This is a genomic window from Paludibacter jiangxiensis (assembly GCF_001618385.1).
GTDB classification, from domain to species: Bacteria; Bacteroidota; Bacteroidia; order Bacteroidales; family Paludibacteraceae; genus Microbacter; species Microbacter jiangxiensis.
Window position 1 is genome coordinate 762630 of sequence record NZ_BDCR01000001.1, and the last position, 17214, is coordinate 779843.

Annotated in this window: 10 protein-coding genes; 5 read left to right on the forward strand and 5 right to left on the reverse strand. The window is 41.6% G+C overall.

Going from position 1 to position 17214, the window contains the following annotated elements; genetic code table 11:
- The first annotated feature begins 93 nt into the window (after positions 1–93).
- From PJIAN_RS02905 to PJIAN_RS02920, 4 genes are all read left to right on the forward strand, one after another.
- Positions 94–2295, forward strand: a complete 2202-nt coding sequence (locus PJIAN_RS02905; protein ID WP_068701836.1) for a TlpA family protein disulfide reductase — start codon at positions 94–96, stop codon at positions 2293–2295.
- A gap of 1206 nt (positions 2296–3501) precedes the next feature.
- Positions 3502–6558 carry a SusC/RagA family TonB-linked outer membrane protein gene (locus PJIAN_RS02910; RefSeq protein WP_084252230.1) on the forward strand — a complete coding sequence of 1019 codons (3057 nt, stop codon included), beginning with the start codon at positions 3502–3504 and terminating at the stop codon, positions 6556–6558.
- Between the two features lie 17 nt (positions 6559–6575).
- Positions 6576–8270, forward strand: coding sequence for a RagB/SusD family nutrient uptake outer membrane protein (locus PJIAN_RS02915; RefSeq protein ID WP_068701838.1), 1695 nt, complete (start codon positions 6576–6578; stop codon positions 8268–8270).
- Positions 8271–8678: 408 nt separating this feature from the next.
- The gene (locus PJIAN_RS02920; protein WP_068701840.1) at positions 8679–9641 is read left to right on the forward strand and encodes a tetratricopeptide repeat protein; all 963 of its coding nucleotides are present in this window, start codon (positions 8679–8681) and stop codon (positions 9639–9641) included.
- Between the two features lie 102 nt (positions 9642–9743).
- Here PJIAN_RS02920 and PJIAN_RS02925 read toward each other — a convergent pair whose 3' ends face one another.
- Both PJIAN_RS02925 and PJIAN_RS02930 read right to left on the reverse strand, forming a co-directional pair.
- The gene (locus PJIAN_RS02925) at positions 9744–10352 is read right to left on the reverse strand and encodes a hypothetical protein (protein WP_153802463.1); all 609 of its coding nucleotides are present in this window, start codon (positions 10350–10352) and stop codon (positions 9744–9746) included.
- Positions 10353–10362: 10 nt separating this feature from the next.
- A complete protein-coding gene (locus tag PJIAN_RS02930) occupies positions 10363–11334 on the reverse strand; it encodes a pectinesterase family protein (RefSeq protein ID WP_068701844.1) in 972 nt (323 codons plus the stop codon).
- A 176-nt stretch (positions 11335–11510) separates the two neighbouring features.
- Between PJIAN_RS02930 and PJIAN_RS02935 the strand changes: the two genes are divergently transcribed.
- Entirely contained in the window at positions 11511–12290 is a 780-nt protein-coding gene (locus PJIAN_RS02935) for a glycerophosphodiester phosphodiesterase (protein ID WP_084252231.1), read from the forward strand.
- Positions 12291–12369: 79 nt separating this feature from the next.
- Here PJIAN_RS02935 and PJIAN_RS02940 read toward each other — a convergent pair whose 3' ends face one another.
- The 3 genes from PJIAN_RS02940 to PJIAN_RS02950 form a co-directional block, all read right to left on the reverse strand.
- Entirely contained in the window at positions 12370–14340 is a 1971-nt protein-coding gene (locus tag PJIAN_RS02940; protein ID WP_068701846.1) for an alpha-L-arabinofuranosidase family protein, read from the reverse strand.
- A gap of 90 nt (positions 14341–14430) precedes the next feature.
- Positions 14431–15429 (reverse strand): glycoside hydrolase family 43 protein, encoded by a 999-nt coding sequence (locus PJIAN_RS02945; RefSeq protein ID WP_236714362.1) that lies wholly within the window; start codon positions 15427–15429, stop codon positions 14431–14433.
- A gap of 181 nt (positions 15430–15610) precedes the next feature.
- On the reverse strand, positions 15611–17149 hold the full coding sequence (locus PJIAN_RS02950) for an alpha-L-fucosidase (protein ID WP_236714371.1): 1539 nt from the start codon (positions 17147–17149) through the stop codon (positions 15611–15613).
- Positions 17150–17214 lie beyond the last annotated feature (65 nt).

Below are 17214 nucleotides of genomic sequence, written 5' to 3' on the forward strand. Positions count from 1 at the left end.
GCCATGAGGTCTCATACTCCTCAAACGAAATAAGACATACGACCATATTATCCATATCACCTTAATCACTAAACCTACCAAATCTATTAAAAAATGAAACACACAACACTTACTCTGGCCTTTTTGGTCCTCTGTGTCCTTACCGGAATAGCACAGAAAAGAACGATTGTAAACCCTGCTTACGAAGTAAAAAATACCGGCATCTACAATGTGACAAAAATTGAACTGACCGATACTGCCACCCTGCTTTCGATGCATATTACATTTGTACCCCACTGGTGGGTTACATACGACAGTGTTGATGTAATACGTGACTGTGCCACCGGCACCGAATACAAGTTAAAAGCGCTGAAAGGTGGCACGCTTAACAAGTACATTTGGATGCCCGACTCGGGTGACAGCACCGTCGTGCTGGTGTATCCCCCACTACCGGCATCGGTAAAAAAAATTGACTTTAACAAACACATTTTCGGCATCTCGCTCGACAGAACTGCAGCCAGGACTCGAAAATCCGCCGTGGTGTCGCCAGCCATCGACAAATGGATAAAGGAGCAATTGGATAAAGCGCCTAAAAAGACATTGGATAACTATGAACTATCCTCCTTTTTCGTCGAAAAACAGAGCCGCCTGATTGGTTGTATAAAAGGATACGACTCCCGACTGGGTTTTTCAACCGGAATTATTTATGTCGCAAACGAACTTACCCGCGAAGATTATCCTGTTGTGATTAAAATTGAACCCGATGGTCGTTTTGAGGCCGAGATTCCAATGCACATGCCGAAATATACTTTGGCAGTATTCAACGAACGCTATACTCTCCCATTTTACATCGAACCCGGTCAGACTCTTTGCATGATTCTCGACTGGGACGAATGTCTTACGGCCAACCGTAAAGCCAATATCCGTTACCAATTCAAAAGGGTAGAATACAGGGGAGCACTTGCATCGCTCAACAAGGAATTATTGGCATACCCTGCCAGCCAGTTTAGCTACGAGACCTTCGATAAAAAGAGGAAAACCATGACTCCGCTCGACTTTAAAGCCGATCAGATGCAAGAATACGACAACAACATGGCTCAATATAATGAGTATGTGAAACAACACTCTTTATCGCAAAAAGCAAAGACCCTGCTCCGTAATAGAATTATGTTGGAAAACGCCAATAATCTTTTTAATTATACGATGGATCGCGATTATTACGCGAAGCAAGACAGCACGAATAAAGTGCTCAAAATACCGGTTCCCGTTTCCTTTTTCGATTTCTTGAAACAATTGCCGCTCAACGACCCAAGCTTATTGGCATGCAACGAATTTAGCGAATTTATCAACCGATTCGAATACAACGACCTGTTTTTGAAAGCACAGGTACAATTTAATAAAAGCCAGATTGCAAATCAACCAAAACCGGAAAAGAACTTTCTGGAATATCTCGACGAAGAAAAAATATCAATCCCCACTGAAGATCGCAAGTTCCTTTCTATTTTATTTAAAGAACACAAGACAGACGACGACCGGAAGCAACTGGAAGAGATGAGCGAAGTAGCGAAAAACTTTAGCGAAAAATACCAGGAGCATCTTCAGAAATACTCACAAAAATACACGATACCTCTCATCCAGACCAACAACGCCAACAGCGAGATTGAGATTTGGAAACTTAAAGAGGGCATTCTGAACAACGAATTGGGGCTTAAGCCGAATCTGGCCTATGAAATAACCAAAGTCCGTTCGCTTAATTTCTCGTTCAAGAACGCAGCATCAAAAGACAATGCCACCGCTCTGTGGAACTTTCTAAAGCAAGGCATTCACACGCCTTATTTGGCAACAACGGGCCAGGAACTTCTGTCCAAAGCTTTTCCCGAAAGACAGGCTGCTTCAAAACCTCTGCCCCAAAGCACATACGCCGATGTTTTCCGAAAAATCATTGAGCCGTTCAAGGGAAAAGTATTGTTCGTCGATTTTTGGGCGACTACCTGCGGTCCGTGTGTAGGTGGAATTAAAGACATGAAAGCTACCCGCGTAAAATACGCAAACAATCCCAACTTCGACTTTATCTTCATTACCGACCAGAGAAGTTCACCCGAAAAAGATTACAACGACTTTGTGAAAGAGCAAGAGATGAAAAACACCTACCGTCTTTCTATCGACGATTTCAATATGCTGCGTCAGCTTTTCAAATTCAATGGGATACCACGTTATGTAGTAATAGATCAGAAAGGCGATGTACTGAACGACAAGTTTGAAATGTGGAATTTTGAAACGGAGTTGAGGAAAATAGTACCGGCATACAACAACTAAAACCACACGCTTAACCAAGGCTATAGGCCTTGGTTAAGCATAAACCACAAATATGCCCATGAAAAAGCTGGAATGGAACAGTCCAAACACTACTTTTTTTTCTCCAATAAGAAAGAAATTAGTAAGATTTGGTCAGTGAAAGTAATGGTAGAACAATAATTATAAAAGAAACAATCCGGCGCATATTCATATTGACATTACGTAATTTCCATCACCGATTCCCAAAAATTAACATTTCATGCCAATATTTCCACCTCTAAAACCTTCTATTTATCGACAAATGAAGATGCAATCCCCTTGCATTTGTTAATGTTTTGTAATTATGCCATGCTCCCTTATTGTACCCTTTAAGAATTGTAAATTTGACACAAATAACTGTTTATTAGCACTATAAAAATTTTAAGTGTCAATTTAACGCTTATAAATGCTCTTTTTTGAATTCTTAGATTCGATTATGCTTGTTGTTACATTCCACAGATATACTAACTTTGCAACAATAATCATAATGAAAAACATGCTTTGAAGACAGATCAGCCTTTCATTATCTTCTGAAGAAATAAGATTCTGACGTTTGAACCACTATCTAATAGAAACGTTAAGAAATGCTTCGCAGGAATAATTCCCTTATTTATTCAGACAGGTAATTCTGATTTTATTCGACAGCTTCTTCTACAATGAAGAGGTTTTACGTCGTATAAAATTCTTATCACCTACTATTTAAACATTTTCTTCAAGTAAGGAGCTGATTACAGTAGCACATGCCTATCCAACACCATAGGGATGTGATGAGACTGCATTGACATTTATGTAGATGCACTGACAGTAGAGATATTTTTTTGTATAGCTAGATAGTAAATATTTTAACCTAAAATTTATAAGCCAATGAGAGAGACTCCCCGATAATCAAACCCGCCAAATAAAAAGCGGAACAATGTTGCGACCATTGCTCCGCCCGTATCCAAGCAATACCCCCTTTGTTTCATTATACTGACCGTACAGACAGTATAATAGCGGTGTATCGTTTTGATAGTGCAAAGATAATCATATTTTTACTGAATTGATTTGATGTAAAAATAACTCTCCTTCATTCTTCTTGAATGATTCTGAACAATATCATTATTTCAATTGACCAAATTATACATACTCATGAATCAAATAAAGACACATTTTTTACGGCTGTTTTTGTGCACCCTATTTATGTCGTTTATGACAGTAGGGTTCGCGCAACAAGGAAGTGCTCATAAAGTAACTGGAACCGTAGTTGATTCTAGTACAGGAGAATCACTTCCAGGTGTAAATATTATTATTTTGGGTGCAAAAGTTAAGACCGGAGTTATTTCTGACATTGACGGCCGGTTTACTATAAACGTATCTCCGGATGCTACCCTTGAATTTTCGTATGTTGGATACCAAAAAAAGAATGTTGCAATAGCCAACAAATCTGTTTTGAACGTAACTCTCGAATCTGATGTAAAAAAACTTGATGAAGTTGTAGTTGTCGGTTACGGTACCATGAAGAAGAGTGACCTGTCGGGTGCTGTATCTTCAGTTCGTTCCGATGCTCTTAAAAACTTAGCCACCAGTGATGCTGCTGCAGCTATCCAGGGTAAGGTTTCCGGTGTTCAGGTGTTAACCAATTCGGGAGCTCCTGGTCAGGGGGCAACAATCCGTGTACGTGGTTACTCTTCAAACTCGGGTAGTATCGGACCACTCCTTATTGTTGACGGTCTGAAAGTTGACAATATTCAATATCTCGATCCTTCTATGATTGAATCTATGGAGATACTGAAAGATGCTGCTTCTGCTGCTATTTATGGTGCGGAAGCTGGTAACGGTGTTGTTTTGATCACTACTAAATCAGGAGCTAAAGGTACTTCAAGCATTTCATATGATGTCAATTTAATCAGTCAGAGCCTTGGCAGACATGCAAAACTTTTCAACGCACAGGATTTTATTGCTTACAAAACATTGTCGGGTCTTCCTATCCAAAATCAGTTAACACAAAATAAGTACGATGGAACAGATACCGACTGGTCCAAAGTAGTATTTGGTCCCGCTTTCAGCCAACAACATACAGTTACGTTTCAGGGTGGAAATAACCAGGGACATTTTTTTACGTCTCTTAACGTAACCAACAACAATGGTATTGTAAGAGGTGACAAAGATGTTTATAAACGTATTACAGGTCAGGTTAATGCTGACTATAATATCAAACCATGGTTACAGATAGGAGGCAACAACTCTTTCGAATATTGGAATACGAAATCAGTTAGCCAGATGTCTCAGTATGGTTCATTGATGAACTGCGTGATGCAGATGGATCCGTTAACTCCTGTTTACTATTCTTCTCCGGATCAATTTGCTTCAGGAACGCTTCAGGCTTATAATGCAGGAAAGAATGTTCTCAAAGACCCAACCAATGGTCTCTACTATGCAACTTCGAAGTATGTGATCGATAATAATGGTAATCCATTGCTTCAAAGAGATCGTACGGAGGCTTCAAGTGGCGGTATTAACCTCCGTGGTATACTTTACGGAAATTTCAAACCTGTTAAGGGACTTGTAGTTACTTCTCGCTTTGGTTACCGTGTGTCACAAAGTACTTCACACAGTTATAGCACCCCGTATTATGCCACATCTCAGGCAAACAGTAATGACTATAGCATCTCAGCAAATGCAAATACCAGTTACTACTATCAATGGGAAAACTTCGCCAATTACAATTTTACAATAGATAAGCATAACATTACGGCAATGGGTGGTATGTCTTATATCGAGAACAACTGGGATAATGTTAGCGCCAGCGCTTCGGGTCCGGATATCTTGAAAGGATACGATGCCAATTTCCGTTTTCTCGACTATGTGAATAGTAATGACAAAACCGTTAAGAGCTTTGGTAATACTCCCGGTAAATCGTCTCAGATGGGATATTATGGACGGTTAAGTTATTCTTATGATAACAAATATATGATTCAGTCTAACTTCCGTGCCGATGCGTTCGACTCTTCTAAGTTGTCCAAAACAAACCGTTGGGGTTATTTCCCATCGTTCTCTGGAGCCTGGACCGTCAGCAACGAAAAATTCTTCCAGAATCTCATTGATGACAAAATTTTCTCTTTCCTGAAAGTTCGCGGATCGTGGGGACAGAATGGTAATATCAATGTACTCAGCGGTTACCAGTATAGTACTACTATCAATTACAATGGGTCATGGTATCAGTATGGTGTAGACAGTCCAACTCCATCATATGGTTCATCTCCTTCAGGTTTGGCTAACCCCAACTTGAAATGGGAAACTTCAGAACAGTTAGACTTTGGTGTTGAGATGAGATTTTTGAAAGACAAACTTTCGTTGAATGCAGGCTACTATAACAAAAAGACGAAAGACCTTCTCGTATCGATTGCTCCGGTTGCGGAAGTTGGTATAGGTAGTACTACTATTAATGGCGGTAATGTTCTTAACCGCGGTTTTGAATTCGACGCAACATGGAAAGATAATATCGGTAAAGATTTCACCTACTCTGTAAAGGCCAACTTGACAACCCTACACAATGAGGTTACTTACCTTGATCCTTCGATTTCCCGTATTTCCGGTACTTCAGCGGGTAATAACGATATTTACACAGCATTTGAGGTTGGTCAACCGATATGGTATTTAAGAGGTTACAAGTATTTGGGTGTTAACCAAAAAACAGGTGCACCTATCTACCAGACTAAAAATGCAGACGGGGTGCCTACTTCTAATGATATGACCTATATTGGTAAAGCAATTCCTGATTTCACATACGGTCTTACCATTAATCTGGCTTATAAAGGATTTGATATGAATATGTTTGGCACAGGTGTAACCGGCAATAGTATCTTGAATATGGCTTATCGTGCTGATTCTCCAATGACCAATTCATTGAAGTACTACTATGACCATGCATGGACAACGACCAACACAAATGGCTCTATGCCTGATCCGGCAAAAGTAGTTAACTCTAGGATATTTTGGAGCTCTTCAGCTTCGATCTTCAATGGTGCTTACTTCAAAATCAAACAGATACAGTTAGGTTACACCCTTCCTGCATCGGTTAGCAAGAAGTTCCTTATCAGTAAACTGAGATGCTATGTATCTTTGGATGACTTCTTTACTTTTGCAAGTTACCCTGGAGGCGATCCTGAAACTGCTACTACTTCTACCGCTTCCTCAGCAGGCTTTGATATGGGTACATATCCTGTGGCTAAGAAGGTTACATTTGGTTTAAACATGACATTTTAATCTAAATACTTAAGAATATGAAAAAATATAATATACTGTTCTTGCTATGCGTGCTGCTGTTTACTGCATGTAGTGAGGATAAACTTAACATTGACCAGAAGGGTGTTATTGATATCAAATCGTTTTATATAACGGATGCTGATGCGCAGTCGGCACTTGTTGCTACGTACGCCGATTTTGCTCAAAATATCGGTGGTAACGATGGTATTTATGTTCCGTACAATGTAATGTTCAACTACCCTGCAGATAATGTTCTTGCAGCTGGTGCATATTATACAGACAACGATGGACAAGCCTGTATCAATGAATTCCGTCACACTACACAGACCGCGGTAGTTAGCACGATGTACAAACGTTTCTACTGGGTTATCTATCATTGTAACCTCGTTATTAATAATTTCAAATATGGGGTTAGTCCTATAAAAGACCGTTGTATTTCTGAAGCAAGGGTAATGCGTGCATGGTGTCAAATGATGCTTGCTATGGGATGGAATAATCCTCCACTTGTTGAAACGGTACTGACCGGCTCTGACAAACCGGGGAACTATGAGAAAGGGCATGATGCCATGCTTCAATGGTGTGCCGATGAGTGTGCCGATGCATCAAAATATCTTGACGAGCGTGCATCTACAACAGATAAAGATGGTGCTGTAAAAGTTACCAAAGGTTTTGCCTGGACGGTTCAGGGAAAAGCTCTCCTCTACAAAGGGGATTATGCCGGGGCAAAAACAGCTCTTAAAAAAGTAATTGATTCGGGTAAATATGCGCTTGTTTCCGGTGATCGTTGGGCGAGTCTTTTCCACATCGCCGGTGACGGTTGTGAAGAAAAAATATTCGAGACCAACCTTATTAACAATAGCAGTATTGGTGACTGGGGTGGAAAAATTCAACGTTCTACCTGGATGGAATCGAACTATTGGGGCTGGAGAACCGATCGTTTGGCAAGTAAGCCGGTGTGTCAGGATGACGCAGGATGGGGCGGTTTGGCTGTTGAAGAAAATTTCGCCAAGGAGTTTGCTGCAAACGATGGAGCTTCTTATCGTCGCATAGGCACAATGGTCTCTTATGATGAGTTCCTTTACGACTCGTCTGTCGGTTGGACTACAGATACTGTTGGAATGACCCCTGCTATGAAAAAAGTAGATAAGATGAGAGGTGTCAAAGACAACAATGGTCTTTACGGAAATAACTTATATCTTCAGAAAAAAAATATTGTTGGCCCCGGTGACCGTACAACCAATTGGTACAGATTCAACAACTTCAATATTGAACGATATGCGGATGTGCTTCTTATGTATGCTGAGGCTTGTGCCAATACCTCGGATGCAGACGGTAGCGGTCTTAAAGCTCTGAATGATGTTCAAAAACGAGCAGGTTCTACTGTACATGTCAGCACTACATTGACTTTGGCTGATGTTAAGAAAGAAAGAAACTATGAGTTGTGGAATGAAGGTGCACGTTGGATCGACATGAAACGTTGGAATGAGTTTGACAAGGCCAAAACTGCCGGTGAACATATTCCAACGCTGAGAGATCATTTCTTTGATGCAGATGCAACTACAAAGACTGCCACTCACGTGGGATATGTGACTTATTCAGAGCCTAATGCCTCTATAGCTCATGGCTTTAAGGCAGGAAAGAACGAATGGTTCCCTTATCCGTTCAGTGAAACCTCTATCAATCCTAACATTAAGCAAAATCCGGGTTGGTAATTGATTTAGTCCTAAAAAGCTTTACAGTTATTATTAGGACAAAACCATTATAATTTATGAGATAGTTGTCGGGCTGGCCCGACAACTATCTTTGTTTATATACGTTCTGATAATCTTCTTCAGGGGACTTTCGTTCTAATAAAAAAAGCAGATTTATAGACCCCACAGCTGTTTTAGACATAAGGACAAAGATCTGCTTTTTGTTTAACGCTATTTCAGGACCAGATATATTTAGTACGGAAAGGTTGTTCCAATTGGGACACCCTTTTTGTTTTTCAAGCTCCCATGATAGTATCTACAAAATTTTAATACAAACATTATTTTAATATTTCGGAAATAATAGGCAAATTTGTATGGTTGATTCCCTCAACTCTGCAAGTACACATACCTAATAATCAAAAGAAACCAATGAAAACACGCCTCCTCTTTTTGCTCATTTTTAGCTGTATAATTGCATCTGCACAAGAAAACAAAGCTAATCAGCTGCTAAAAGAACTTTCAAACGACGCCTGCAACTGCATTGATTCAATCAACACGAGAAATAAAACGAAGGAACAGATTGCGTCAGAAATAGCCAAGTGTATCGATGCCAGGGTAGTTGCGCTACAGCTTAGTTCCAAATTAAGAGCAATTGATCTTGGGAAAGAGACAAATAACGGCAAAGAAAAAAAAGCTTCTGTAAATATCTCCATCAATACCAACAAGAGCTCTGATGAGTACAAAAAATACTATTATCAGCTTGAACGCTATCTGATGGACAGTTGTAAAGCGATTAAAAATTGTGTATCAGCCAATGACATTGAAAACGAGAAATCAGTTTCCAAGAATCAGGATGCTCTCGAATGGTATTCGAAAGGATTGAAAGAGTACAATGCAGAACACTACAATGGTGCCATCACGCTATTTCAGCAAGCTGTGATTGCTGACTCGACATTTGCATTTGCCTGGGATAACCTGGGTATCTGTTACCGCAAAATAAATGATTTTGACAATGCCATTGCTGCTTACAAAAGATCACTGGCAATTGATCCGAAAGGCCTGATGCCTCTTCAGAATATTGCAGTTGCTTACAGATACAAAAAAGAGTACAAGAATGCTATTGATGCATATATGCGACTATCCGAAATTGATCAGAATAATCCGGAAGTGTATTACGGCCTGGGCGAAACGTACACGTTCTATGTCAACGATATCGAAAAAGGACTGGATAATATGTGTAAAGCCTATAATCTTTATGTTGCGCACAGTTCGCCTTACAGAACCGATGCGGAAAAGATAATCAGCTCAATTTACAACGAGATGAAAAAGCAGAATAAGCTAGAACGCTTCAATGAAATCTTAAAAGCAAACCATATTAACCCGGTACAATAAACGGACTTCAGATTGGTTCGTTTAAACGCAAAAAGGTTGTTCCGATAATTGCAGGAACAACCTTTTTGTTTTTCAATCGACAAGGATGTCGCTTGTCTCCGTTTATTTCTTCCGTGGATCCTGATCAAGCAACCGGTACATCAGCGTTGTAATTTTCGATAGCTTATAGGTAGCCATATCCGGCCCAAAATAGAAACGAAACATCATATCTCTCCCCGAGCGAATGGCGGCCAACATCTCTGGCGTAACGGGAACCACAAAGTTTGTCACTATCCAATTTTGATGCGTGGTCGATATGGTTTTCCGCTGCTTGCCAGTCGCTGTAGAGTCTTTAGTAATGGTGGTTCTCTCTCTACTCCGTTCTTCATCAAAAATATCGGACAATTGAATTTCAAACTGTTTACCATTGGCCTTCATAAAGCCCTTCGGTTCGAGGCCAAAACTATTAGTTTCTCTCTCTATTGAGAAATAAAACGCGACGGATTCACTGTTGGCTGTTACAAGACGGCTACATTTAATATCAGCCTCTCCAATATCACTTCCATATTCAGAATTACTTTCTGACTCCGTCAGCGTATATCGATGCGTGTTAGTAAATTCATCGTAAACATGATAGCCCGGCACCAAACTCAGACAACCGGACAACCCGATTGCCAACAAAATAAAAACCGAAGCAACGGCCGGTTTTCCACTCAAATTTATTTTTCTCATCTTTTCTTATTTATTTTGCCCACGCACTAACCGCGGGTTCCGGTGACGGCAATGCCGCAGAAAGCACTTTTTCTTTGGTATAATTTGCAGCCTCTTTTTTTGTCAACTGATGGCTCCAGGCTACCCGTTGAGAGGTAGTGGCTCCTTCACCGTTATTTTCAAATTCAGCGTAGTAGGCTGTTTTGTCACGCGAGGTCTTGCTCCAGTTTTCCCAGCCGGCAGGAGCGATGTGTTTGCCAATAGAGCAATGAATGTACACCACACAGGCATAATCGCGCCAGGGACGCCCCAAATAGGCTTTATTGACCCCTTCGGCGGCAGTCAGCTTACACTCATTGAACACAAAGCCATATTGCTTGCCCTGGTTTGTACTGGCGGCTGTCACATACGAGTTGGTTTTGCTATGGAGCGTGCATTTTTCAAAATAGGCAGTGGCTGCTCCGAAAATAAAGTCGGTGGTGCCTTCGATATAGCAATTGGCAAAATAGTCGCGACTGGTTTGTCCGGCCAGATAAACCGTATCCTGATTGCCCAGCAAACGGCAGTTGACAAACGCGCAACGATCACCTTCCACGTGTAATGCCACGGCTTGCCCAATAGGTCCGGCTGAATTTTCGATGGTCATGTTTTCGGCCCGGAAATCATCGGCTTCCACCAGCAGGGTGTAAGTATAGAACGTGCTATTGCGTCCACGATTGATTTTATCGAAATGATCGCCGTAGGTGAGAATCGTTTTTTCGGCACTCTCCCCTATCAGGCGTAAGTGAGGATTACACGCCGCCACTTTTACTTTTTCGTTATATACTCCGTTCTTGATAAAAATGGTGATCGGTGCATCAGGAAATGCCTTGCTGGCATCTATTGCTGCTTGTATGGTCGTAAAATTACCACTACCATCCTTAGCCACTACAAAATCATACTTTTGAGCCCATGCAGTGATGCCGGACATTGCCAGTAGCAATACAACAAAAATCTTCTTCATGAATGCGAATTATCAGTTACTGTTAATAAATAGAGGAACTCGATCGGCGAACCGTTCGTAAAGGCAAATTTAAAAGAATTATCCGAGAAATTAAATAATTATGACAAACAACAAATCCGCAAGGAATTATCGGCAGATAACTGTAATTTTGCACCTCATCAAAATATTTTAAACGCATGAACAAAAATACGATAGCAAAAGTATGCCTTGTCGGAGTGGTACTTTTTTTCGCAACTGACGGATTCGGGAAAACAAATGTGATTGCGCACAGAGGGTATTGGAAAACCGAAGGATCGACAAAAAATTCTATCTCTTCGCTCTCGAATGCACAAAAGCTGGGCATCTACGGCTCGGAGACCGATGTGCACCTCACTGCCGATGGAGCAGTCATCATCAATCATGACGACACCATCCAGGGGCATGACATCAGCTCAACTCCCCTCGCGGTTTTGAAAACGGTAAAGCTGTCGAACGGAGAAGCGCTGCCGACACTTGAAGAGTACCTCAATCAGACACGGAAAGATAAAAAGACGAAGTTGATTATTGAAATCAAAAACAAGAAAGATACGTTACTCGAACAACGGACGGTCCGGGCAGTGGTCAATCTGGTCAAAAAGATGAAGATGTCCAAAGCGGTAGAATATATTTCGTTCAGTATGAATGCCTGCAAAACGTTATTACAAGAAAAGGCGGGAGCTCCCATTGCTTATCTTGCCGGTAAAGATGGTGCGCTTGCTCCTGCCGAACTTAAAAAAATCGGTTTATCCGGACTGGATTATCATCATTCGGTACTGATCAAACATCCCGAATGGATTGCCGAAGCTCATTCGCTGGGACTCACGGTGAACGCCTGGACGGTAAACGATTCCCTTGTTATCCGGAAGTTGATCGACTTGGGTGCCGATTTTATTACCACAGACGAACCGGTTATTGCCAGAAAATTGATTGTCAACTAAAAATTGAGGCTGACAAAAATCACTTTCTGTCAGCCTCCTCAAGTGTTAACTAAAGCTCAATCTTATCTCATTCAAATATTTATAAGCCAATCCGGTAAACAGCAAACGAATAGGGAGCCAATTCTGCTTTAATCATTTTGCCTTTCGGTGCGAACGGTTGCGTTTTGGGTGCCAGCGCGGCAGGATTTTCAATCGAGTTGACCTGTTTCATATCGCAGCTCTGCATTACGGTAAGTGTACCTGCTTTTGCAAGTTTAGGCGCTCCTTCCAGTTGAATTTCCTTCGTCGTTTTATTGCCCGAGGCATTAACAATTTTCACGATCAGTTCTTTGGTCTTGGTATCGATAACAGCAGAGGCATAAATGCTGTCCTGCCCGGCTACCACATCCTTGCCTAAGGTTATTGGAACCACTTTGTTCCCCTTATTGTTGGAATAGAGTTTTTGCACGTAGTAACTCGGAGTTCCGTACGAATGAAGATTGTCGTACCAGATCAGGTCGGGAGCCCATTGCCACCCTTCGAGATGCGCAAACAACGGAGCGTACGAAGCCATGCTCACCACGGCTGCATTACGTTCCAGACCTGTCATAAATGCAGCTTCCGAAAGAGCAGCCTTCCAGTTGTTGCGTGCTGCACCGACAAACGAATTGTCGCAATGCGAGGCATATTCACCGGCAAAAACCTTGCTCGCGGTACGCGGATAGTTGTCGTAACGACGGGCATTGGAGAAGAACCATTCGGGCGAACGGTAATAGTGCTCATCAATCAGGTCGGCATTCATTTTCCGCAATTCACCGTTCAGATAGTCAAAACGATCGCCGCTGGGATCGGTACCCGAACTATTCACTAGTTTGAAATCGGGATATTTATCTTTGATCGCTTTGGTGAATATTTTGAGTCGTTCGACATATTGCGGACCCCAGTTCTCGTTACCCACGCCCATCATCTTGAGGTTGAACGGAGCGGGATGTCCCATTTCGGCACGCAGTTTTCCCCATTTGCTGTCTGTAGAGCCATTCGCAAATTCAATCAGGTCGAGGGCATCCTGCACATACGGATCTATTTGTCCGGCCGGAACCAGCTCTGCAGAGTTGAACTGGCAAGCCATGCCGCAATTGAGAATCGGTAACGGTTCGGCGCCAATATCTTCGGCCAGTTGGAAATATTCGAAGAATCCAAGTCCAAAGCTCTGGAAATAGTCGGGAGTGGAACGGCTGGAAAATTCGGTGTTCCAGCGATTGATAATCAAATGCCGATCTTCGACCGCACCAACCGTCTTTTTCCACTGATAGCGCTGAGCCAAATCGAAACCTTCGACGATACATCCTCCCGGGAAACGGATAAAGCCCGGTTTCAGGTCGGCAAGCAGTTGTACCAAATCGGCACGCAAGCCTCCGGGACGGTTCTTCCAGGTATCGGACGGAAAGAGAGAGATCATATCCAGATCGATCTTACCGTCGCCTTCGAACCAAATGTTCAGTTTGGCTTTCGGATCGGTGGCATTCGATTTAAAAGAAACCGATTGTTTGTGCCATTGATTATCGGCTACTTCCGGTGTAAGAGAAGTGCTGCCTAAAACTTCATTTTGAGCGTTCACCAACTCGATATTCAGTTTCCCGGTCGGAGATGACTGACGATAAAGCACCGAAAAGGTATAGGTGATATCTTTTTTAACTCCCATTCCACGGAAGCCTTCGTTGGTCAGTCCGAGGTCGTGTCCGCTTGCTTTTTGCAGCAACACCTGAAGATAACGCGGGTTGGTATCCTCTTTTTCGGGACGATTCACCACCTGCACAGCCCCCTCAACAAAGTTTTTCTGTTGCACTTTCCAACCCATCAATGGTTTGGTAAACTCAAAAGAACGATTTTTCACCAGCTCAGCATAGATGCCGCCATCAGCAGCAAGGTTGATATCTTCAAAGAAAATGCCCCACATGGTGGGCTGAATGTCGGCAATCGGCTTGTTAACCTGAACGGTCATTTTGTTTTGAGCAGCCGCCGAAAACAATGCCAAAAAGGCCAACAATAGAATGGTTGTTTTTCTGATCATGATAGAAATTTGTATGGCTAAAATAATAGGTGTAAAAATAACACTTATAAGCTTATAAACAAAATCCACTCTCAATGTTTTACAACATATTTATCGGTCGGATTCTGCAGAGACATGCTTTTCCCAGTATGTTTTCAGACTATTATATTCCTGCATAGTAATTGGCATGACAGTTCCATGACGGGGATGAAAATCCATCTTTACATTCTGATCAACCACATCAAACTTCAGAAGATTAGTACTTCTGGTAAATTGATAATATCCTTTAGTATATACATCATACATCAAGATCCATGCATCAGAGTTATTCAATTTAAACACACCAGGTCCTTCTACATGTTCTTTAGTTTGCTGCAAAGCTCCGACATACGGCACCCAATTGCATGTCAATTCATTTGAGACCGCCTGATGAATTCCTTTGTCATCCCCCTCCGTTTTATAAAACATATGATATTTGCCTTTCGCGTATAATATATCGGCATCAATACATGCTTTTTTCTCAGGGTTATAAAAAAGTTGTTTCGGGACTGTCGTTATCTTTGTGAAATCCTCATTCACATAGCAATAATATATCTTATCGTATTCATTAGGAGAACTTGTAAGCATAGAGAAATACAACATATACTTCCGTGCCTTCGGATTATAAACAGTTTGAGGAGCCCATACACGCAGAACATTCCCGAAGTCTTTGGGGAAAACGGTTGGAATGTGAATGGCTTTTGAAGACCAATGAATCAGATCGGTTGACTTAAGCAAAACAATGCCTCTGTTAGAATTCCATCCACTGTCCGCAACCATATCTGTGGCAACCATATAAAAAGTTTTTCCGTCAATACCCCGCAAGATATGAGGGTCTCGAACCCCACCCGTCAGACTTATTTTCTTTGCGTCAAGGATTGGATTATTATGATTTAGCGCTGTGTAATGATATCCGTCAGGACTAAGTGCAAAACGAATTTGCTCTTCGTTACGATTGTTACCGGTGAAATAGACAAATAGATAAGCATCATAATGGTTCTGTTGGGATTCTGTGACCTTTATAGTCTGTAGATTTCGCACTTTGGAAGTTTGCGATTGTATAGCGTTCACAAACAGTATGGATATAAAAAGAATGAGGACAGGCTTGAAGAAACTCATATTTCAAAGTATTATCGGAAATTAAAAACTATACATCTATCTTGTAGCACAAAAAACGTTCTTCCTCAACTTCTCTACAAGAATAGGCAAGGAAAAACGCTTACACTAAAATTTTTAGGGCAAAAACAATCTATCATCTTATTTTTAGGGCAATAGCAGAACTGCCACCTTCCAAAGCCGGTAGCGTTACAACTAAACCGAGAGCTTCAGAACTAAATTTGACTTTACCGAAGTCTAACAATTCGACTTGTTCCACTTTTTGAGGATATAAAGGACTATTTTGGGCAAGTGATTTAATAATTACTTGCCCATCCTTGGGATAATCTAAAACAATTGCATATAGAATTCCGTTTTTTGTTGTGAATCGGATATCTTCGGATGTAAATGCAACTTTTCCCTCATTAAATCCCTGAGCATTGATAGGATTGGCATTCTCTACGGAAGGGCCTTCTCCAAAAACCTTCCATGGACGTGTATCGTAAATGGCTTCGCTATTCGTATGCATCCAGGCTCCTATCTGCTTAACTATTGCTTCCTCTTTCTCATCAATAGAACCATCGCCACGCACAGGAATATTCAGCAATAGATTCCCGTTTTTACTGACAATATCCGCAAGCATCTGTATTACCGTCTTAGCCGACTTATAACCGTTGCTTTCATAAACTGAACGCCTGTAATGCCATTCTCCAATACATGTACATGTTTGCCAAGGCTTTTCCTGAATTTTATCCGGAGCACCTCGTTCAACATCCCATACCATACACTTCTTTTGATCTTCGGTTAAAATTTTTCCGAAAATCACACTTTCAAGTTTCCCTCTATTTAGCTGCATACTATGGTTATAATAATGGGCAGCAATGCGCAGCCCGGCATCGCTGATTGGCCATAATGGTAAAGCGGTGTCATCAAAATAGAGTAAATCGGGATTGTAATGGTTGATGAGATCCACCGTACGATTATAAAATTTTTCGCAATACGCATCGGTCGGGACAGATGCACCATTGCCCCATTCCCACTGGCTATGAATAGTTCCTGTTTTATCACTCCCCTTACTCAATGAATGATTTTGGGCATAAAGATCCTGAGGGTCGTATCCTTCCCACCATTTCCCTTTTCCATCTGCTTTTGTCAGCTTACCATCATAAGGGATTCCAGCTTTAGTGCCTTGCTTATCTGCTCTTTGAGCAGTTTCATAAAATGTCCAGGCATGGGCAGCATGAATGCTTACTCCAAAATAAAGTCCGTTTTTACGTGCTGCTTTTGCCCATCCATCTATAATATCCTTCTTCGGTCCAATATTAACGGAGTTCCACGGTTGATACTTGCTGTCCCACATATCAAAATTGTCATGGTGATTACCCATTGCAAAAAAATAACGAGCTCCGGCACTCTTATAAAGAGCTACTAATTTCGCCGGGTCCCATCTCTCTGCTTTCCATGCATTGCATATATCCTTAAACCCGAATTCGGAAGGATGGCCATACTTTTTTAGATGCGAATTGTACTCGCGGCTTCCCTCATTATACATAAAACGGGCATACCAATCACCCTCCTCCGGTTGACACTGCGGCCCCCAATGAGCCCAAATTCCGAATTTGGCATTGCGAAACCATTCCGGCACCTCATATTTTTGCAACGACTTCCAAGTCGGTTGAAATTTTCCATTGGCCATAGGCTCTTTGCCCGTCTGCTGAGCATGAGAAACGACCAGATTGGCAAAAACGGCCAAAGAGAAGA